Source organism: Pseudomonas wadenswilerensis (assembly GCF_900497695.1).
Classification (GTDB): Bacteria; Pseudomonadota; Gammaproteobacteria; order Pseudomonadales; family Pseudomonadaceae; genus Aquipseudomonas; species Aquipseudomonas wadenswilerensis.
This window is the reverse complement of the sequence record NZ_UIDD01000001.1, coordinates 40,658-60,454: the sequence shown is the minus strand read 5'-3', so window position 1 is coordinate 60,454 and position 19,797 is coordinate 40,658. Positions and strand designations below refer to the sequence as shown.

21 protein-coding genes are annotated in these 19,797 nt (G+C 62.7%); 10 read left to right on the top strand and 11 right to left on the bottom strand.

Features of this window, described 5'->3' with window-relative positions; genetic code table 11:
• Positions 1–24: 24 nt before the first annotated feature.
• Positions 25–594 (top strand): cytochrome c oxidase assembly protein, encoded by a 570-nt coding sequence (locus tag CCOS864_RS00300; protein ID WP_115084473.1) that lies wholly within the window; start codon positions 25–27, stop codon positions 592–594.
• A gap of 13 nt (positions 595–607) precedes the next feature.
• A complete protein-coding gene (locus CCOS864_RS00295; RefSeq protein WP_115084472.1) occupies positions 608–1,495 on the top strand; it encodes a cytochrome c oxidase subunit 3 in 888 nt (295 codons plus the stop codon).
• 6 nt (positions 1,496–1,501) lie between these two features.
• On the opposite strand, the gene CCOS864_RS00290 is transcribed toward CCOS864_RS00295, so the two are convergent.
• Positions 1,502–1,705, bottom strand: coding sequence for a twin transmembrane helix small protein (locus CCOS864_RS00290; RefSeq protein ID WP_010222642.1), 204 nt, complete (start codon positions 1,703–1,705; stop codon positions 1,502–1,504).
• A gap of 63 nt (positions 1,706–1,768) precedes the next feature.
• Between CCOS864_RS00290 and CCOS864_RS00285 the strand changes: the two genes are divergently transcribed.
• The 5 genes from CCOS864_RS00285 to CCOS864_RS00265 are packed head-to-tail and all read left to right on the top strand — an operon-like array spanning position 1,769 to position 5,673.
• Entirely contained in the window at positions 1,769–2,509 is a 741-nt protein-coding gene (locus CCOS864_RS00285) for an SURF1 family protein (RefSeq protein WP_115084470.1), read from the top strand.
• The gene (locus CCOS864_RS00280) at positions 2,475–3,068 is read left to right on the top strand and encodes a hypothetical protein (protein WP_115084468.1); all 594 of its coding nucleotides are present in this window, start codon (positions 2,475–2,477) and stop codon (positions 3,066–3,068) included. Before CCOS864_RS00285 ends, CCOS864_RS00280 begins: the two co-directional genes overlap by 35 nt.
• Positions 3,069–3,077: 9 nt before the next feature.
• Positions 3,078–4,160, top strand: a complete 1,083-nt coding sequence (locus CCOS864_RS00275) for a COX15/CtaA family protein (protein ID WP_115084467.1) — start codon at positions 3,078–3,080, stop codon at positions 4,158–4,160.
• Complete coding sequence (gene cyoE / locus CCOS864_RS00270; protein ID WP_115084465.1) at positions 4,145–5,044, top strand: heme o synthase; 900 nt, start codon at positions 4,145–4,147, stop codon at positions 5,042–5,044. The genes CCOS864_RS00275 and cyoE overlap by 16 nt, the downstream gene beginning before the upstream one ends.
• Complete coding sequence (locus CCOS864_RS00265; RefSeq protein ID WP_115084463.1) at positions 5,041–5,673, top strand: SCO family protein; 633 nt, start codon at positions 5,041–5,043, stop codon at positions 5,671–5,673. Before cyoE ends, CCOS864_RS00265 begins: the two co-directional genes overlap by 4 nt.
• 93 nt (positions 5,674–5,766) lie before the next feature.
• Here the strand turns inward: CCOS864_RS00265 and CCOS864_RS00260 are convergent, their stop codons facing one another.
• The 3 genes from CCOS864_RS00260 to CCOS864_RS00250 all read right to left on the bottom strand — a co-directional run bounded on the left by CCOS864_RS00260 (position 5,767) and on the right by CCOS864_RS00250 (position 8,279).
• Positions 5,767–6,537 carry a MetQ/NlpA family ABC transporter substrate-binding protein gene (locus tag CCOS864_RS00260; protein ID WP_115084461.1) on the bottom strand — a complete coding sequence of 257 codons (771 nt, stop codon included), beginning with the start codon at positions 6,535–6,537 and terminating at the stop codon, positions 5,767–5,769.
• Between the two features lie 63 nt (positions 6,538–6,600).
• The gene (locus tag CCOS864_RS00255; RefSeq protein ID WP_115084460.1) at positions 6,601–7,272 is read right to left on the bottom strand and encodes a methionine ABC transporter permease; all 672 of its coding nucleotides are present in this window, start codon (positions 7,270–7,272) and stop codon (positions 6,601–6,603) included.
• On the bottom strand, positions 7,272–8,279 hold the full coding sequence (locus tag CCOS864_RS00250) for a methionine ABC transporter ATP-binding protein (protein WP_115084458.1): 1,008 nt from the start codon (positions 8,277–8,279) through the stop codon (positions 7,272–7,274). The genes CCOS864_RS00255 and CCOS864_RS00250 overlap by 1 nt, the downstream gene beginning before the upstream one ends.
• A gap of 231 nt (positions 8,280–8,510) precedes the next feature.
• Between CCOS864_RS00250 and katE the strand changes: the two genes are divergently transcribed.
• Positions 8,511–10,649, top strand: coding sequence for a catalase HPII (gene katE / locus CCOS864_RS00245; protein ID WP_115084456.1), 2,139 nt, complete (start codon positions 8,511–8,513; stop codon positions 10,647–10,649).
• 36 nt (positions 10,650–10,685) lie between these two features.
• On the opposite strand, the gene CCOS864_RS00240 is transcribed toward katE, so the two are convergent.
• From CCOS864_RS00240 to zur, 4 genes are all read right to left on the bottom strand, one after another.
• Positions 10,686–11,399 (bottom strand): PA5502 family lipoprotein, encoded by a 714-nt coding sequence (locus CCOS864_RS00240; protein WP_115084454.1) that lies wholly within the window; start codon positions 11,397–11,399, stop codon positions 10,686–10,688.
• A gap of 132 nt (positions 11,400–11,531) precedes the next feature.
• Positions 11,532–12,314, bottom strand: a complete 783-nt coding sequence (gene znuB / locus CCOS864_RS00235; RefSeq protein WP_115084452.1) for a zinc ABC transporter permease subunit ZnuB — start codon at positions 12,312–12,314, stop codon at positions 11,532–11,534.
• A complete protein-coding gene (gene znuC / locus CCOS864_RS00230) occupies positions 12,307–13,086 on the bottom strand; it encodes a zinc ABC transporter ATP-binding protein ZnuC (protein ID WP_115084451.1) in 780 nt (259 codons plus the stop codon). Before znuC ends, znuB begins: the two co-directional genes overlap by 8 nt.
• Positions 13,086–13,568 (bottom strand): zinc uptake transcriptional repressor Zur, encoded by a 483-nt coding sequence (gene zur / locus CCOS864_RS00225; RefSeq protein ID WP_115084449.1) that lies wholly within the window; start codon positions 13,566–13,568, stop codon positions 13,086–13,088. The genes znuC and zur overlap by 1 nt, the downstream gene beginning before the upstream one ends.
• 66 nt (positions 13,569–13,634) lie before the next feature.
• Here zur and CCOS864_RS00220 point away from each other — a divergent pair, with 66 nt between their 5' ends.
• Positions 13,635–14,552 (top strand): zinc ABC transporter substrate-binding protein, encoded by a 918-nt coding sequence (locus CCOS864_RS00220; RefSeq protein ID WP_115084994.1) that lies wholly within the window; start codon positions 13,635–13,637, stop codon positions 14,550–14,552.
• Between the two features lie 63 nt (positions 14,553–14,615).
• On the opposite strand, the gene CCOS864_RS00215 is transcribed toward CCOS864_RS00220, so the two are convergent.
• The gene (locus tag CCOS864_RS00215; RefSeq protein WP_115084993.1) at positions 14,616–15,566 is read right to left on the bottom strand and encodes a homoserine kinase; all 951 of its coding nucleotides are present in this window, start codon (positions 15,564–15,566) and stop codon (positions 14,616–14,618) included.
• Between the two features lie 64 nt (positions 15,567–15,630).
• Positions 15,631–15,918, bottom strand: coding sequence for a DUF2782 domain-containing protein (locus tag CCOS864_RS00210; protein ID WP_115084447.1), 288 nt, complete (start codon positions 15,916–15,918; stop codon positions 15,631–15,633).
• A 74-nt stretch (positions 15,919–15,992) separates the two neighbouring features.
• On the opposite strand from CCOS864_RS00210, the gene polA reads away from it, so the two are divergent.
• The gene (gene polA / locus CCOS864_RS00205; RefSeq protein ID WP_115084445.1) at positions 15,993–18,755 is read left to right on the top strand and encodes a DNA polymerase I; all 2,763 of its coding nucleotides are present in this window, start codon (positions 15,993–15,995) and stop codon (positions 18,753–18,755) included.
• A 303-nt stretch (positions 18,756–19,058) separates the two neighbouring features.
• Here polA and yihA read toward each other — a convergent pair whose 3' ends face one another.
• The gene (gene yihA, locus CCOS864_RS00200) at positions 19,059–19,691 is read right to left on the bottom strand and encodes a ribosome biogenesis GTP-binding protein YihA/YsxC (protein WP_115084443.1); all 633 of its coding nucleotides are present in this window, start codon (positions 19,689–19,691) and stop codon (positions 19,059–19,061) included.
• Positions 19,692–19,797: the final 106 nt, after the last annotated feature.

The following is a 19,797-nucleotide window of genomic DNA, read 5'->3' as shown; positions in this document are numbered from 1 at the left end:
CGGCTCCGGCCCGAGGATGCAGCCATGAGTGAAGGGACCTCGCTCAAACGCCTGGTTTGGCGGCTGATGCTGCTGACCGTGGTGATGTTCGCTTTCGGTTTTGCCTTGGTGCCGATCTACGACGTGATGTGCAAGGCCTTTGGCATCAATGGCAAGACCGGCGGGCAGTACGAAGGCACCCAGGTCAGCGACCCCAACCGTACGGTGAAGGTGCAGTTCATGTCGACCAACGCCAGCGACATGGTCTGGGACTTCTATTCCACCGCCGACCAGATCGACGTCAACCCGGGGGCGGTCAACCAGATGGTGTTCATCGCCCGCAACCCGACCGACAAACCCATGAGCGCCCAGGCCATTCCCAGTATTACTCCGGCCGAGGCGGCGGCGTATTTCCACAAGACCGAATGCTTCTGCTTTACCCAGCAGGTGCTGCAGCCGGGTGAGCGCATCGAAATGCCGGTGCGCTTCATCGTCGACCGCGACCTGCCCAAGGATGTGAAACACCTGACACTGGCTTACACGCTGTTCGATATCACCGCTCGCCACCCGCCGGTTGCACACCTGGCGGACCCGGTTGCACAGGGCGCCCGATAAGGAGAACACCAAGATGGCTTCCCATGAGCACTATTACGTCCCGGCGCAAAGCAAGTGGCCGATCATTGCCACGGTCGGCATGTTCATCACGGTGTTCGGCCTGGGCACCTGGTTCAATGACCTGAAGGCCGGGCGGCCGGAATCCCACGGGCCGTGGATCTTCTTCTTCGGTGCCCTGTGCCTGGCCTACATGCTGTTCGGCTGGTTCGGCGCGGTGGTCAAGGAAAGCCGCGCCGGGCTCTACAGCCCGCAGCTGGACCGCTCGTTCCGCTGGGGCATGTCGTGGTTCATTTTCTCCGAGGTGATGTTCTTCATCGCCTTTTTCGGTGCGCTGTTCTATGTGCGCAACCTGGCCGGGCCCTGGCTCGGTGGCGATGGTGCCAAGGGTGTGACCCACATGCTCTGGCCGAACTTCGAGTTCGCCTGGCCGTTGCTCAATACCCCAGACCCGAAACTGTTCCCGCCGCCCAAGGACATCATCGACCCCTGGCACCTGCCGCTGATCAACACCATCCTGCTGGTCAGCTCCAGTGTCACCGTGACCATCGCCCACCATGCCCTGCGCAAGAACCACCGCGGGCCGCTGAAGGCCTGGCTGGCGCTGACCATCCTGCTCGGCCTGGGCTTCCTGGTGCTGCAGGCTTACGAGTATCACGAGGCCTATACCGAACTGGGGCTGACCCTGGGCTCGGGCATCTATGGCGCCACCTTCTTCATGCTCACGGGGTTCCATGGTGCCCACGTGACCATGGGCACCTTGATCCTGTTCGTGATGCTGGTGCGGATCATGCGCGGGCACTTCAACGCCGACAAACACTTCGGTTTCGAGGCGGCCAGCTGGTACTGGCACTTCGTCGATGTGGTCTGGGTGGGGCTGTTTATCTTTGTTTATGTGCTGTAGCCGGGTTCAGAACGGCGCGTGGGACACCAACTGGCCGCTATAGAAACCCCAGGTCACCAGGGCCAGGGTCAAGGCGGCCAGGGTGACGCGAACAGTCAGGGCTTTAAGCAGGCGAGTCGACTGCCCGTCGTCCTTGACCAGAAAGAACAGGCCACTGAACAGGCTGGCGATGGTCGCCAACAGCATCAGGACAATCGCGGCTTTCAGCATGGCGAAACTCCGGGGGGATGCAGTGATGAGTACAAGTATAGCGACTGACCTTTCGAGGGCCCGGTGACGCGCTTTCGCCCCGGCATCGTGCCGACCCTGGTGGTGCTGTTGCTGCTGCCGGGGTTGATTGCGCTCGGCTGCTGGCAGCTCGGGCGTGCCGAGCAGAAACGCCAGCTGCTGCAGGCCTACGCCGAGCGTAGTGCCGGCGACGCGGTAGGCAGTGCGCAGTTGCTGCAGATCGATGATCCGGCATATCGCCGGGTGCACCTGTATGGCCATTTTGATGGTCAGCACAGCCTGTTGCTGGATAACCGCATGCGCGATGGCCAGGTCGGCGTCGAGCTGCTGCAACCCTTTCTCGACCAGGCCAGCGGCCTGTGGCTGTTGATCAATCGCGGCTGGTTGCCCTGGCCGGACCGGCGCATACCCGTGCAGTTCAGCACGCCTGATCAGCCTTTGAGCCTGGACGCCTCGGTGTATGTCGCCCCGGGCGCCACCTTTCAATTGCAGGCCGACCCGGCAGGCGGCAGCTGGCCGCGGCTGATCACCGCCATCGACGCCAGCATGCTGTGGCCGCTGTTGGGCCGCGATGGTTTCGCCCACGAATTGCGCCTGGAACCGGGCCCGGCCAGCTACCGGCTGGACTGGCCGGTAGTCGCTCTGGGCCCGGAAAAACACCTGGGTTACGCCGTGCAGTGGTTTGCCCTGGCGTTGGCCCTGGGGCTGCTCTACCTCTATTTCGGCTGGCATAACAACAAGGAGAAACAGCATGGGAGCCGTCACAAGTCCACTCAACATGTCTGAAGGCAAGGTCCCGCGCAGTCGTGCGCGCGGGCGGCTGCAGCTGCTGCTGATCCTGCTGGTGGTACTCGGCCCGATGATCCTTGCCACCAGCATGTACAAACTCAAGTTCTGGGTGCCCAACAGCCGTAGCTACCACGGGGAAATGATCGGCAACGGCCAGACCCGCACCGACCTGGGGGTGAGCGCTGACGAGGGGCGCTGGCAACTGCTGGTGAGTACGCCCAAGGATTGCGCACTGGACTGCCAGCAACTGGTGTACCTGGCCCGGCAGATCCAGATCGGCCTGGGCCGCGATGCCAGCCGCGCCAGCCATGCCCTGGCCGCCGCCCAGCCATTGGCCAGCGACTACCAGGCCAAGCTGGACCGCGAGTACCCGCAACTGCAGCGTTACTCCCTGGACCTGTCGCGCTACGGCGCGGTCAGCCAGGGCAAACAGGATGCCCAGCTGTGGATCATCGACCCGCACGGCAACCTGGTGCTGCGCTACGACGCCAGGGTCAAGGGCAAGGACTTGCTCAACGACCTGCGCCACCTGCTGAAGCTGTCCAACATCGGGTAGGACATCGCCATGGCCAGACCAGGATTTCGCCTCGCCGTCTTCGCCACCCTGCTGGCACTGGTTGTCGTGTTGCTCGGTGCCTATACCCGCCTGACCCACGCCGGCCTGGGTTGCCCGGACTGGCCGGGCTGCTATGGCTTTATCAGCGTGCCCAAGACCGAAGCGCAACTGGCCCACGCCGAGCTGCACTTCCCCGACACTCCGGTGGAGGCGCACAAGGGCCGCAACGAAATGGTCCATCGCTACTTTGCCGGCACCCTGGCGCTGGTGATCACGCTGCTGGCCATGCAGGCCTGGCGCCGTCATGGCCGCGATGGCCAGCCTTATCGCCTGCCCCTGCTGTTGCTCTGCGTGGTGTTCGCCCAGGCGGCCTTCGGCATGTGGACGGTGACCCTCAAGCTCTGGCCGCAGGTGGTTACGGCACATCTATTGGGCGGCTTTGCCACCTTGAGCCTGTTGTTCCTGCTCAGCCTGCGCCTGTCGCGGGCCTTTGCACCCTTGCCCAAGCTGCCTTTGAGCGTGCGCCGGGTGGCGGCGCTGGGCTTGCTGGTGGTGATCGGCCAGATCGCCCTGGGTGGCTGGGTCAGCGCCAACTACGCGGCAGTGGCCTGTATTGACCTGCCGACCTGCCATGGCCAGTGGTGGCCGCAGGCCGATTTTGCCAACGGCTTTCACCTGACCCAGCACATCGGCCCCAATTACCTCGGCGGCCAGCTCGACAGCGATGCGCGCACGGCGATTCACATGAGTCACCGCCTGGGTGCCTTGCTGGTGACCGCAGTCATGCTGAACCTGAGCTGGAAGCTGCATCGCCATGGCTTGAGCAGGCTGGCCGGGTTGGTGCTGGTGGCGCTGGCAGTGCAGGTGACCTTGGGGGTCAGCAACGTGCTGTTCCACCTGCCGCTGGCTGTGGCCGTGGCGCACAACGCCGGTGGCGCCATGTTGTTGCTGAGCATGGTGCTGGTCAATTACCGCATTCGCCTGGTTGCCCAGGCCAAAGTTCGTCGGGTCAGCCAGGGCTGGCGCCTGACCCCGCTGGCTAGCGGCGGAGTCGTTCATTATCTGGGAGATAACTCATGGCGACGCTTCTGAGCGAGCGCAGGCTGCAAGCAGGTTGGCGTGATTACCTGGAGCTGACCAAACCCAAGGTGGTGGTGCTGATGCTGATCACCTCGCTGGTCGGTATGTTCCTCGCCACCCGCGCCGGGGTTCCGTGGACCATCCTGTTGTTCGGCAACCTTGGCATCGCCTGCTGCGCCGGCGGTGCTGCGGTGGTCAACCATGTGGTGGACCGGCGTATCGACGCGCTGATGGCGCGTACGCATAAACGCCCGATTGCCGAAGGCCGAGTGGCACCGGCGGCGGCACTGGCCTTTGCCCTGCTGCTGGCGACAATGGGCATGGCCCTGCTGCTGGTCTTCACCAATGCCCTGACCGCCTGGCTGACCCTGGCCTCGCTGCTCGGCTACGCGGTGATCTACACCGGCTTTCTCAAGCGCGCCACGCCGCAGAACATCGTTATCGGCGGCCTGGCCGGCGCCGCCCCGCCACTGCTGGGCTGGGTGGCAATCAGCGGGCATATCAGCGCCGAGCCATTGCTGCTGGTGCTGATCATCTTCGCCTGGACGCCGCCGCACTTCTGGGCCTTGGCCATTCACCGCAAGGAGGAGTACGCCAAGGCTGATATTCCCATGCTGCCGGTGACCCACGGCGAACACTACACCAAGGTGCATATTCTGCTGTACACCCTGGTTTTGCTGGCGGTCAGCCTGCTGCCCTACGCCATCCACATGAGCGGCCCGTTGTACCTGGCCTGCGCCCTGGCCCTGGGCGGGCGCTTCCTGCAGTGGGCCTGGGTGTTGTACCGTGGCAGTCGGCCGCACGCGGCGATCAAGACCTTCAAGTACTCTATCTGGTACCTGTTGCTGCTGTTCATCGCGCTGCTTGTTGACCACTACCTACTGTTGAACCTATGACTCGAACCCAGAAAACCGTCTTTATTCTCGTTGCCCTGGTCGCCGTGATCCTCGGGCTTACCGTCAACAAGGTGCTCAATGGCCGCAGCGAGGGTAATCCTACCGAGCTGATCGATGCCGGCATCATCCTGCTGCCACAGAGCCGCACCGTGCCTGCCGTAGAGATGACCGACGAGCAGGGTCAGCCAGTGGTGATGGACGAGCTCAAGGGCAAGTGGTCGCTGCTGTTCTTCGGCTACACCTTCTGCCCGGACATTTGCCCGACCACCCTCGCCCAGCTGCGCCAGGTGAAAAGCGAGCTGCCCAAAGAGGCGGTAGACCGATTGCAGGTGGTGCTGGTCAGTGTCGACCCGAACCGCGACACCCCGGCACAGCTGAAGCAGTACCTGGGCTATTTCGACAAGGATTTTCGCGGGGTGACCGGCTCGCTGGAGAACATTCAGAAGCTGGCCAATGCGGTGAGCATTCCGTTCATTCCGGCCGATACCAGCAAGCCGAACTACACAGTTGATCACAGCGGCAACCTGGCACTGCTGGGGCCGGATGGCAAGCAGCGCGGGTTTATCCGGGCGCCGTTCAACAACCAGAAGCTGGTTGCTCAATTGCCGGGATTGGTTAAGCGCGACTGAAAAGCATCGCTGGCAAGCCAGCTCCCACAAGGTCCGGCTTTGCACCTGAACCTGTGGGAGCTGGCTTGCCAGCGATGAGGGCGATGCGGCTTATCAGAACGCCGGCTTGACCGCGCCCTTGTACTTCTCTTCGATGAACTTCTTCACTTCCGGCGTGTGCAGGGCTGTTACCAGCTTCTTCACAGCGTCCGCGTCCTTGTTGTCTTCGCGGGTCACCAGGATGTTCACGTAAGGCGAATCGCTGCCTTCGATGACCAGTGCATCCTTCTCAGGGTTGAGCTTGGCTTCCAGCGCGTAGTTGGTGTTGATCAGCGCCAGGTCGACCTGGGTCAGCACGCGCGGGATGGTCGCGGCTTCCAGCTCACGGAATTTCAGGTTCTTGCTGTTCTCGGTGATGTCTTTGACGGTCGAGAGGATGTTCTTGTTGTCCTTGAGCTTGATCACACCGGCCTTGTCCAGCAGCAGCAAGGCACGACCGCCGTTGGTGGCATCGTTGGGGATGACCACGGTGGCAGTCGAAGGCAGCTCGTCGAGCTTCTTGTACTTGCTCGAGTAGGCGCCCAGCGGCTCCAGGTGCACGCCGGCAACGCTGACCAGATCAGTGCCCTTGGCCTTGTTGAACTCATCCAGGTACGGCTGGTGCTGGAAGAAGTTGGCGTCCAGGCGTTTCTCGGCGACCTGTACGTTCGGCTGGATGTAGTCGGTGAATACTTTCACCTTCAGTTCCACGCCTTCTTTGGCCAGGGCCGGTTTGACGAACTCGAGGATCTCGGCGTGCGGCACCGGGGTGGCGGCGACGGTCAGGGTCTCGGCCTGGGCCGAGAAAGCCGCGACGGCGGCGACAACAGCAAGCAGCTTTTTCATCAAATCACTCCTTGTGAGGGCCGATCCGGCCCCCGGTGCGTCGGCTAGTGCCGACCCATGGGGTTACTTACGGGAAAAATGCACAACCAGTTTGTCGCCCACGCTCTGCAGGACTTGAACCAGGACCAGCAGCAGAACCACGGTGACCACCATCACATCGGTCTGGAAACGTTGGTAACCGAAGCGGATCGCCAGGTCACCCAGGCCGCCAGCGCCCACTACACCGGCCATGGCGGTGTAGGACACCAGGGTAATGGCAGTGACGGTAATGGCCGCGAAGATGCCCGGGCGGGCCTCGGGCAGCAAGGCGTTCATGATGATCTGGCGGGTAGTGGCGCCCATCGACTGGGTGGCTTCGATGATGCCGCGGTCGACTTCACGCAGCGCTGTTTCCACCAGGCGGGCGAAGAACGGCGTGGCTCCAACCACCAGTGGCGGGATGGCCCCGGCGACGCCCAGCGAGGTGCCGGTGATCAGCACGGTGAAGGGGATCATCACGATCAGCAGGATGATGAACGGCAGCGAGCGCAGGATGTTCACCACCAGCGACAGCAGCGCGTACACGCCCTTCTGCTCGAACAGCTGGCGCGGGCCGCAGAGGAACAGCAGCACGCCCAGCGGCAGGCCGAGCAGCACGGTGAAGAACAGCGAGCCGAACAGCATGATCATGGTGTCGATGGTGGCCAGCCAGATTTCGGCCCAGTCGACGTTGGCAAAGAAACTCAAAGCGTCCATCAACGCAGTACCTCCATATGAACATCAGCCGCAGTGAAGCGGGCAAACGCCGCTTCCATGTCGCCGCCAGTGACGGCCAGGGTCAGCTGCCCATACGGGGTGTCCTTGATACGGTCGATGCGGCCAGCCAGGATGCTGTAGTCCACACCGGTTTCCCGGGCCACAGTGCCCAGCAGCGGCGCGTAGGTCGAGTCACCCTGGAAGGTCAGGCGCACGATGCGCCCTGGCACGTGGGCGAAGTCGTCGCGCTGTTCGCTCTCGTCGATCTGTTCATCTTCCTGGACAAAGCGCTTGGTGGTCGGGTGTTGCGGATGCAGGAACACATCGGCCACCGGGCCCTGCTCGACGATCTGCCCGGCGTCCATTACGGCCACGCGGTCGCAGACCCGGCGGATCACGTCCATTTCATGGGTGATCAGCACGATGGTCAGTTTCAATTCGCGGTTGATCTCGGCCAGCAACTGCAACACCGAAGCGGTGGTTTGCGGGTCAAGGGCGCTGGTGGCTTCGTCACACAGCAAAATCTTCGGTTTGGTAGCCAGGGCGCGGGCGATGCCGACGCGCTGCTTCTGGCCGCCGGAGAGCTGCGCCGGGTACTTTTTCGCGTGATCGGACAGGCCGACGCGGGCCAGCAGTTCGTTGACGCGGGTGTCGATTTCCTTGCGCGACAGCTCGCCGGCCAGGGTCAGTGGCAAGGCCACGTTGTCGGCGACAGTCTTGGAGGCCAGCAGGTTGAAGTGCTGGAAGATCATCCCGACTTGCTGGCGGAATCGGCGCAGATCGTTGGCGTTGAACGCAGTGACGTCTTCGCCGTCGACGATGATCTTGCCGCCGCTCGGCGCTTCCAGGCGGTTGATCAGGCGCAGCAGGGTACTTTTACCGGCACCGGAATGGCCGATCAGCCCGAACACCTGGCCGTCTTCGACGCTCAGGTTGGTCGGGTGCAGTGCGGGAATATCCCTACCGGCTACGCGGTAGGTTTTATGAACATTTTGAAACTCGATCACGTAGCGAACCTTGTGGGGCGCATGGGAATGGGGTCAGCGGTTAGCCGGGCGCGCATTTTAGCCTGTTCGTATAGAGGTTCTTAGCATTTATTTCGCAATTGACCAATGCTACTGGAATAACGCGATCAGTGGTCAATCCGAAGGAACGCCTGCACAAGCCATCAGTCCCTACTGAATAGGGCCCACCGTGGGGTCGAACCGCAGGACTGATTGAGTGAGGAGAGCACACTGATGCCCAGCAAGAAGAACCCGCCCAAGGAAAGCCAACTCGCCGGTACCCAGACCCCCGACCGGGCCAATACCAACGCCAAGCTGCAAAGCCTGGAGGTGTTTCGCAGTGACGCCACCGGCCAGGCCCTGCGCACCAATCAGGGGGTCAAGGTTGCCGACAACCAGAACACCCTCAAGGCTGGCGACCGTGGCCCGTCGCTGCTTGAAGACTTCATCATGCGTGAGAAGATCACGCATTTTGACCACGAGCGCATCCCTGAACGCATCGTGCATGCCCGCGGTACCGGGGCCCATGGTTACTTCCAGGCCTACGAATCTCATGCCGCCTTGACCAAGGCCGGCTTCCTGCAGGACCCGGAGAAAATTACCCCGGTGTTCGTGCGTTTTTCCACCGTTCAGGGCCCACGGGGTTCTGGTGATACCGTGCGTGATGTGCGCGGTTTTGCCGTCAAATTCTTTACCGATGAAGGCAACTTCGACCTGGTGGGCAACAACATGCCGGTGTTCTTCATTCAGGATGCCATCAAGTTTCCCGACTTCGTCCATGCGGTGAAGCCTGAGCCGCACAACGAAATTCCCACCGGAGGCTCGGCCCACGACACTTTCTGGGACTTCGTTTCGCTGGTGCCGGAGTCAGCGCACATGGTGATCTGGGCGATGTCCGACCGCGCCATTCCGAAAAGCCTGCGGACCATGCAGGGTTTCGGTGTGCACACCTTTCGACTGATCAATGCCGAAGGCAAGTCAAGCTTCGTCAAATTCCATTGGAAGCCCAAGGCTGGTGTATGTTCGCTGCTCTGGGACGAAGCGCAGAAGCTGGCGGGTAAAGATACCGACTACCACCGCCGCGACCTCTGGGAAGCGATCGAAACCGGCAATTACCCGGAATGGGAGTTCGGCGTGCAGATCGTTGCTGAAGAAGACGAGCACACGTTCGACTTCGACCTGCTCGACCCGACCAAGATCATCCCCGAAGAGCTGGTGCCGGTTACGCCGCTGGGCAAGATGGTGCTCAACCGCAACCCGGACAATTTCTTTGCCGAAACCGAACAGGTTGCCTTCTGCCCCGGGCATATCGTTCCCGGCATTGATTTTTCCAACGACCCGCTGCTGCAGGGCCGTTTGTTTTCCTACACCGATACCCAGATCAGCCGGCTCGGCGGGCCGAACTTCCACGAGATACCGATCAACCGCCCGCTGGCGCCCAACCACAACGGTCAGCGTGATGCATTGCACCGGACCACCGTGGACAAGGGCCGCACTTCCTATGAACCCAACTCGATCGACGGCGGTTGGCCCAAGGAGACCGCGCCAGCAGCCAGCGATGGTGGCTTCGAGTCGTACCCGGAACGCATCGAAGCGCACAAGGTGCGCCAGCGCAGCCCGTCGTTTGCCGACCACTTCTCCCAGGCACGGCTGTTCTTCCAGAGCATGAGCCCGACCGAGCAGGAACACATCGTCAGTGCCTACAGCTTCGAGCTGGGCAAGGTTGAGCGTGAGTTCATCCGCGCCCGCGAGGTCAACGAGATCCTCGCCAACATCGACCTCAAGCTGGCCGCGCGCGTGGCGGCGAACCTGGGCCTGCCGGCGCCGAAGAAAGGCACGGTGGATGTGCCTGCGCCAAGCCTCAAGGAGTCCCCTGCCCTGAGTCAGATGAACCTACTGGGCGAAGGCATCAAGGGCCGCAAGGTCGCAGTGCTGGTGGCCGATGGGGTGGATGCCGCCAGTGTCGATGGCCTGGTCAAGGCGCTGGAAGCCGAGAGCGCACAGATCAAGGTACTTGGCCCTACTTCGGCGCCGGTCAAGACCGCCCAGGGCAAGCCGTTGGCAGTGGATGCTTCGATGCAAGGCATGCCGTCGGTGGTTTTCGATGCAGTCTGGGTGCCGGGCGGCAAGGCCTCACTGCAGGCCCTGGCGGGTGATGGTGTAGCGGTGCACTTTCTGCTCGAAGCCTACAAGCACCTCAAGCCCATCGGCTTGGCCAGCGAGGCGCAAGCCGTGCTCGACAAACTGGGGCTCAAGGTCGACAGCGGTTTGCTGCTAGGCAACGATGACAGAGCTTACAAGGCCTTCATCACTGCAATCAGCAAGCATCGGGTGTGGGCGCGTGAGGCTGCAGCGAAAGCCATTCCGGCTTGAGGCAGGAACCGGGTGCCCGCCTGGGCACCCTTTTTGCTACGGGCGGCGCGGGATCAACACCGCCTGGGCAGGCTGATTGCGATGAATCTCGTGGCTTTGCTGCAAGGCAAACTCACTGTCGAGTTTTTTCACCCGTTTGCCCAGCAGGGTTTGCAGCCAGGGCGCATCCTGCTTACGCGGAACCTGGAACACCACCTCGCACTGGTAATTGACCACATCGGCGGCGATGTCATCCAGTTGCTTGCGCATTTCGCGAATATTCGTGGTTTTCAATGCAACGACCGTGTTGGGCGCGGTCGGGTCGATCAGTTTGGCGGCCGGGCGGGCTTCGGCGGCCTTCAGGGCAGCCTCGGCTTTATCGAGCTCGGCCTTGCGCGCCTGGGCGATAGCGCCGTTGACACCACCGGTCAGCGCTGGTGCCTTGGGCATCAGCGCGCGGGCGCGGGCCAATGCGGTGGCAGCCGCATTCACATCACCCTTTTGCAGGACGATCTGGCTGCGTTGCAGATAGGCTTCGGCCAGCTGACGCTGGTATTGCTCGATCCGGCTGTCATTTGGCGCTTGGCTTTGCAGGGTAGCGAGTTGATCTTCGGCAGTGGCCAGCTCGCTGCTGGCGATGCTTTGCTCCAGCTGCTGCCAGGCATCAGGCTGGGCAGGCACGGCGGCGTTGTCGGCCGGGGTGCTGGAGCACGCGGCGAGGATCAGCGAAAACGCGGCAAGGAGCAGATAACGGGAGGCGAACGGCTTCATTCCTGCGACTCTCTATTTGCGCAAAAAAGCGAGCAAGTCTACACCCAGTCCGCAGACTCGAAAATAACTCTTCAGGACCCTGCGCGTTTTTAATGTCGCAGGGTGCAACCGCCTAGGCTGCGCCCCACGCCTTCAGCGCCGGGGCAGTGCCAGGCTTAGCAAGAATAGCACTGCGGCGCAGACCACGATGGACGGCCCGGCCGGGGTGTCCTTGAACCACGATAGCGCTAGCCCTCCGCAAACCGCAGTCACCCCCAGCAGGCTGGCGCCCAGGGCCATCTGTTCCGGCGAGCGAGCGTGACGTTGCGCCGCAGCGGCGGGAATGATCAATAGCGAAGTGATCAGCAGTACGCCGACGATCTTCATCGCCACGGCGATCACTACCGCGATCAGCAGCATCAGCGCCAGGCGCAGCGCGGCGACAGGCAGGCCTTCGACCATGGCCAGTTCTTCATGCACGGTGACCGCCAGCAGCGGGCGCCACAGCACCACCAGCAACAGCAGCACTGCGGCGCTGCCGCCGAGAATCCAGGCCAGATCCCCCGGGCTGATGGCCAGCAGGTCGCCAAACAGGTAGGCCATGAGGTCGATGCGCACATCGTGCATGAAGCTCAGTACCACCAGGCCAAGGGAAAGCGTGCTGGGCGCAAGAATCCCCAGCAGGGTGTCCGAGGCCAGCGGCTGACGCTGTTGCAGGGTCACCAGCAGGATAGCCAGCAACAGACAGCCGACGGTTACCGCCAGGGCCGGGCTGACATCCAGCACAAAGCCCAGGGCGACGCCGAGCAGCGCGGCATGGGACAGGGTGTCGCCAAAATAGGCCATGCGCCGCCAGACCACGAAGGACCCCAGAGGGCCTGCGACCAGTGCCAGAGACAAACCTGCGAGCAGGGCGTAAAGCAGAAAATCAGCCATGCTTGCAGTGATCTCCGTGGACATGGCCGCCTTTGGCCGGGGTAACCACCGAGCCGTGCAGGTCGTGGGCGTGGTCGTGGTGGTGGTGATAGATCGCCAGACTCGGCGCGTTGCTGCCGAACAGCTCAACGAAAGCCGGGTCGCCGCTGACCTGCTCCGGATGGCCGGAACAGCAGACGTGACGGTTCAGGCAGACCACCTGGTCGGTGGTGCTCATGACCAGGTGCAGGTCGTGGGAAACCATCAGCACGCCGCAGCCATGACGGTCGCGCAGGCGGGTAATCAGGCTGTACAGCTCGGACTGGCCGGCGACGTCGACGCCTTGCACCGGTTCGTCGAGTACCAGCAGTTCAGGTTCGCGCAGCAACGCCCGGGCCAGCAATACACGCTGCATCTCACCGCCGGAAATGCCCTGGATCGGGCTGTCGATGACCTGTTCGGCGCCGACTTCCTTCAATGCCGACAGCGCCGCCGCGCGGTCAACGCCGGGTACCAGGCGCAAAAAACGCAGGACCGAAAGCGGCAAGGTGGCATCGACCTGAAGCTTTTGCGGCATGTAGCCGATGCGCAGCCGTGGCTTGCGCCAGACCTTGCCGGTATGCGGCTTGAGCAGGCCCAGCACGGCGCGCACCAAGGTGGTTTTGCCGGCACCATTGGGGCCGATCAGGGTGACGATCTGTCCGGGCTCCACGGCCAGGTCGATGCTGTCGAGTACCGCCTGGCCGGCGAAGCTCACGCCCACCTGTTCGAGGCGAATCAGCGCATTGCTCATCAGGCGCTCCGGCAGTTGCCGCACAGGCCAACCACTTCGACCGTCTGTGCTTCGACACTGAAACCGACCTCTTTGGCGCTGGCGACGATGGCGTCGCTGATGCTGCTTTGCTCAAGCTCGATGGCCACGTGGCATTCGCGGCAGATCAGGAACTGCCCCTGGTGCGCATGCTCGGGGTGACTGCAGCCGATAAAGGCGTTGAGCGAGGCAATGCGGTGCACCAGGCTGTTTTCCAGGAGGAAATCCAGCGCCCGGTACACGGTGGGCGGCGCCGCCCGGCGACCGTCCTGCTCGCTCAGCACGGCAAGGATGTCGTAGGCACCCAGCGGCTTGTGGCTCTGCCATACCAGCTCCAGCACGCGCCGGCGCAAGGCGGTCAGGCGCACACCCTGGCGTGCGCACAGCGCATCGGCCTCGGCCAGGGCGCTGTGCACGCAATGGGAGTGGTCGTGGGGGCGGTTGGCCAGCGGGGTTTTAGGCATGAGCGGCGACGGTTCTGATTGGAGACGTTATTATGTTACCTGTTTCAGCCCCTGTGAGTGGTCATCGTGTCCCGAATTTTTGCCCTTTTTGTCGCTTTTATCGCCACCTTGGCGATGGCCCAGGCACAGGCCGAAGTGCGTGTGCTGACCAGCATCAAGCCCCTGCAACAGATCGCTGCAGCGGTTCAGGACGGCGTCGGCACCCCTGAAGTGCTGCTGCCGCCAGGCGCCTCGCCGCACCATTACGCCCTGCGTCCTTCCGACGTACGGCGCGTGGGTGATGTCGAGTTGCTGTACTGGATCGGCCCGGACATGGAAGGCTTCCTGCCTCGTGTGCTCAAGACCCGCAGCAAGCCAAGCGTCGCCGTGCAGGACCTGCCTGGCCTGCACCTGCGCCACTTTGGCGAAGATAGCCACTCCAACGACGAAGATGGCGACGATCATGACCACGATCACCGCCCCGGCAGCCTCGATGCGCACCTGTGGCTGTCGTCGGTCAACGCCCGGGTGATTGCGGCGAAGATGGCGGCTGACCTCAGCGTTGCCGACCCTGCCAACGCGGCGCGCTACCAGAGCAACCTCAAGGCCTTTGGCGAGCGCCTGGATACACTCGACCTGCGCCTGCAAAAGCGTATGGCGGGTATCAGCGGCAAACCGTTTTTTGTCTTCCATGAGGCTTTCGATTACTTCGAATCGGCCTATGGCCTGAAACACACCGGGGTGTTCAGCGTGGCTGCGCAAGTGCAGCCAGGTGCTCAGCACGTGGCGGCGATGCGCAAGCGTCTGCAGGAAGTGGGCAAGACCTGTGTGTTCAGCGAGCCGCCACTGCGGCCACGGCTGGCCGAAACGCTGACGGCGGGGCTGCCGGTGACCCTGGCTGAGCTGGATGCGCTGGGCGGGACCGCGCCAGCCAGTGCCCAGGGCTATGAGCAGTTGCTGGAGACGCTGGGGAATGATCTGGCGGGGTGCCTGGAGAAGTTGTGACGCCCTGATCGCGGGGCAAGCCCGCTCCAACCTATTGTAGGAGCGGGCTTGCCCCGCGATGTTTCACAACGCAAACGGCAAAGCGATTTCCACCTGCTGCCGCGCCGCCAGGCGCACTTCAAAGTCCGCCGGATCGTGAATCAGCACGTCCATCCCGGCAAACGACTCGGCAGCAATCAAGCGCGACAGCCAGAAGCGCACGCAGGCAATGCGCAACATCACCGGCCACAGGTTGGCCTCGGCCGAAGTGAACGGCCGCAGCGCCGCATAAGCCCCCAGCAACGCCCGCGCCCGCGGGCCGTCGATGAGCCCGGCATCATCGCAGCACCAGTCGTTCAGGGTGATCGCCAGGTCGTAGAGCATCGGCCCCGAGCAGGCGTTGTAGAAGTCGATCAGGCCGGTCAGGTGGGTGCCTTCGAACAGCACGTTGTCGCGGAACAGGTCGGCATGCAGGTTGGCCCGGGGCAGCGCCATGATCTGCGCCTTGTGCTCGCCCACCTCGTCCAGGCAAGCCTGCAGCAGCTGGCGTTGTCCGGCGTTCAGGCGCGGCATCAGTTCGGCGCCGGTTTCCAGCATCCAGTCCAGGCCGCGGTCGGTCTTGCGCTCCAGGACCTTGTCACGGGTGGCCAGGTGCAGGTGCCCGAGCAACTCGCCCACCTGCACGCAGTGCTGATTGTTGGCGGTCTTGATGTGTTTGCCCGGCAGCCGTGGCTGCAGCAGCGCAGGCTTGCCGGCCAGCTCTCGCAGGGCCACGCCGTCGTTGCCACGCAAGGCGTACGGTACCGGCAGGTCGGCCTCATGCAGCACATCGAGCAGTTCGATGAAGAACGGCAGGTCCTGGATCGGCCCGCGTTCGACCAGCGTCAGCACGTACTCCCCTTGTTCCAGGCTGACAAAGAAGTTGCTGTTCTCGGTACCGGCGGCAATGCCCTGGAAGTCCCGCAGGCGGCCCAGGCCGTACGGCGCCAGAAAGGTTTCCAGCTCAGGCCGGGTCAGGGGGGTGAAGACTGACATGATCAAAAATTGCCCATACGGGCACTTCAGCAGGGAAGTGCCAGGTTGATGTAAAGGGTACGGCTTACCACTCGAAGATTTTCCACGACGGGATCAGCATGTCCGGTTGGTCGGAGCGGATGAAATTGCCCTCCGAACCATCAGCGCGTACCAGGAAGTAAGGTTTGCCGCCTTTCGGGGTCACCTTGATTGCATACAGGAAGCCATTTTGCCGGTATTCCTGGATGGTTTTGTCGCCTTCCGTGCGAATGGTTACATCCGGATCAGCCGATGGCGCGTCGTCCGCTGCCAGGGTGACGACCGGAGTGACTGCCAACAGGCTGAGCAGCAACAGGCGATTTAGTGTACGCATGATAACCTTGTCCCTTTGTCGTCAATGTTCCGGACATTCTAGCGCCGGGCCCGTCGAAAAGGTTGATTCTGCACATGAGCCAAGCTCCCCTCGTCCTGGTGGACGGTTCCTCGTACCTGTACCGCGCCTTTCACGCGCTGCCACCACTGACTACCTCCAAGGGCCTGCCAACCGGCGCGGTCAAGGGCGTGCTGAACATGCTCAAGAGCCTGCGCAAGCAGTATCCGGACAGCCTGTTCGCGGTGGTCTTCGACGCCAAGGGCGGCACCTTCCGCGACGAAATGTTCGCCGAGTACAAGGCCAACCGGCCGAGCATGCCCGACGACCTGCGGGTGCAGATCGAGCCGCTGCACGCCAGCGTGCGTGCCCTGGGCTACCCGCTGCTGTGCGTCGAAGGCGTGGAAGCCGACGACGTTATCGGCACCTTGGCGCGCAGCAGCGCTGCGGCCGGGCGTCCGGTGATCATCTCCACTGGCGACAAGGACATGGCGCAGCTGGTCGACGGCCACATTACGCTGGTCAACACCATGACCGGTAGCGTGCTCGACGTGGCTGGCGTGCACGAGAAATTTGGCGTCGGTCCTGAGCACATCATCGATTTCCTCGCCCTGATGGGCGACAAGGTCGACAACATCCCAGGTGTACCGGGGGTAGGCGAAAAGACTGCGGTGGGCCTGCTGACCGGTATCGGCGGCGGCCTGAGCGACCTTTACCAGAACCTCGACAAGGTTCCGGCCCTGGCCATTCGCGGCGCCAAGACCCTGCCGGCGAAGCTTGAAGAGCACCGTGACGCGGCGTTCCTTTCCTATGAGCTGGCAACCATCAAGATTGACGTGCCACTGGAGGTTGAAGTCGATGCGCTGGTCTGCGGCGAGCCAGACCGTGACGCGCTGCTGGCGCTGTATACGGAGATGGAATTCAAGAGCTGGATCGACGAAGTCCAGCGCGACGCCAAGCGCGCCGGCCAGGAGGTGGTGGTCGAAGCGCCGCAGGAAGTGGTCGAGGCCCAGTACGAAACCATCCTCGACCAGGCCCGATTCGACGCTTGGCTAGAGAAGCTGCGCCAGGCGCCACTGTTCGCTTTCGACACCGAAACCACCGGGCTCGATGCCCAGCAGGCGCAACTGGTCGGCGTGTCGTTCGCGGTCCAGGCCCATGAAGGCGCTTATGTGCCGTTGACCCATTCCTACATGGGCGTGCCCGAGCAGCTCGACCGCGACAGCGTGTTGCTGGCGCTCAAGCCGCTGCTGGAGGACCCGACCAAGGTCAAGGTGGCGCAGAACGCCAAGTACGACATGAACATCCTGGCCCACTGCGCCATCGGTGGCGACATTGCCAACGGTATCCAGATGCAGGGCGTGGCCTACGACACCATGCTCGAGTCCTACGTGCTCGACTCCACCGCCACCCGTCATGACATGGACAGCCTGGCGCTCAAGTACCTGAACCACGCTACCATCGGCTTTACCGACATCGCCGGCAAAGGTGCCAAGCAGTTGACCTTCGACCAGATCACCCTGGAACAGGCCGGCCCCTATGCCGCGGAAGACGCGGACGTCACCCTGCGTCTGCACCAGACCCTGCAGCAGAAGCTTGCGCAGATTCCAAGCCTGCAATCGGTGCTGGCCGACATCGAGATGCCGCTGGTACCGGTACTGGCCAAGATCGAACGCCAGGGCGCGCTGGTCGATGCCAAGCTGCTGGGCGTGCAGAGTATCGAGCTGGGCGAGAAAATGGCCGAGCTGGAACGCCAGGCCTTCGAGATCGCCGGCGAGGAGTTCAACCTCGGTTCGCCCAAGCAACTGGGCGTGATCCTCTACGACAAGCTCGGTATGCCGGTGCTCAACAAGACCGCCAAGGGCCAGGCTTCCACCGCCGAAGCGGTGCTGGCGGAACTGGCCGACATGGACTTCCCGCTGCCCAAGGTGCTGATGCAGTACCGCTCCCTGAGCAAGCTCAAGAGCACGTACACCGATCGCCTGCCAGAGCAGATCAACCCCCGCACCGGGCGTATCCACACCTCCTACCATCAGGCGGTGGCGGCCACCGGGCGCCTGTCGTCCAGCGACCCGAACCTGCAGAACATCCCGATCCGTACCGCCGAAGGCCGGCGTATCCGTCAGGCCTTCGTTGCGGCCCCGGGCTACAAACTGCTGGCGGCGGACTATTCGCAGATCGAGCTGCGGATCATGGCCCATCTGGCCCAGGACGAAGGCTTGCTGCACGCCTTCCGCAACGACCTGGACGTTCACCGTGCCACCGCTGCCGAGGTATTCGGCGTTGAGCTGGAGCAGGTCACTACCGACCAGCGACGTAGCGCCAAGGCCATCAACTTCGGCCTGATCTACGGCATGAGCGCCTTCGGCCTGGCCAAGCAGATCGGCGTCGACCGTAAACAGTCCCAGGCCTACATCGATCGTTACTTCGCCCGCTACCCCGGCGTGCTGGCCTACATGGAGCGCACCCGCGCCCAGGCGGCCGAGCAAGGTTATGTCGAAACCCTGTTTGGCCGGCGCCTGTACTTGCCGGAGATCAACGCCAAGAACCCGGCCCTGCGCAAAGGCGCCGAGCGCACCGCAATCAACGCGCCGATGCAGGGCACGGCGGCCGACATCATCAAGCGCGCCATGGTCGCTGTGGATAACTGGCTGACCGATTCGGGCCTGGATGCCCGGGTAATCCTCCAGGTGCACGATGAACTGGTGCTGGAGGTGCGCGAAGACCTGGTCGAGCAGGTGCGCGAGCAAATTCGTCCACACATGAGCGGGGCTGCCCAGTTGGATGTTCCGTTGCTGGTTGAGGTCGGAGTGGGGGCAAATTGGGACGAAGCGCACTAAAAATGCGCTGAAAATCGGGGAAAAGCTGCGGCATATCGTCGCGGCTTCTGGCCTGGCTAGATGGAATCAGTGCCGGAAATTTCCCATCTATCGCAAATAGTTTTTAAACGTCCGGAACTAAACCGGTGAACCGCGACTCAGAGTAACTGAATGGCTGGTGAAGCCCTTCGATGCTCCTATGTTGTGTTAAGTGTTGGCAGATATCTGGACCCCGCCCTAGCGGTCCGGAAACTTGAACCCCGAACTTCCCCCTCCCCATACGAAGTCCGGGGTTTTTTTTGCCCGGCGTTTGCCGGGCAGCCCTTATTCGGCGGGCTTGTCCGGCAGTTCCATCCAGCGCGCCAGCACCCCGTAGGCCTCTTCCAGGCCCTGACGCTTGGGCGCCGAAAACAGCTGGATCGACACGCTGTCGCCCCAGCCTTTGCGAATTTCCGACTGCACTTTGAGCAGGGTGTTCTTGGCTGCACCGAAGGTCAGCTTGTCAGCCTTGGTCAGCAGGATGTGCATCGGCATGCCCGAGGCGCGCGACCAGTCGAGCAGCATCATGTCGAAGTCGGTCATCGGATGGCGCACATCCATCATCAGGATCAAGCCCTTCAAGGCCTCGCGGCTGCCCAGGTAGGCCTCCAGGTGGCGCTGCCAGTGCTGCTTGAGCGGGATTGGCACCTTGGCATAACCGTAACCCGGCAAGTCGACCAAACGCCGTTCATCGTCCAGACTGAAGAAGTTCAACAGCTGGGTGCGCCCCGGGGTTTTCGAGGTGCGCGCCAGGCTGGCGTGGGTCAGGGTGTTCAGGGCGCTGGACTTGCCGGCGTTGGAACGGCCGGCAAAGGCCACTTCATAGCCCTGGTCGGGCGGACACTGGTCGACCTTGGCAGCACTGATGGCGAATTTGGCCTGTTGGCAGAGGCCGAGGATGGGGTTTTTGACTTGCATGGGATATCCGGTGTGGGCGTTGCCAGAGGCAGGCTCGGCAAGCGGTGTCGTTTCCGTTTCAGTAACGGGAGTATATAATGCCCCAGATTTTGTGTGCGCATTATCC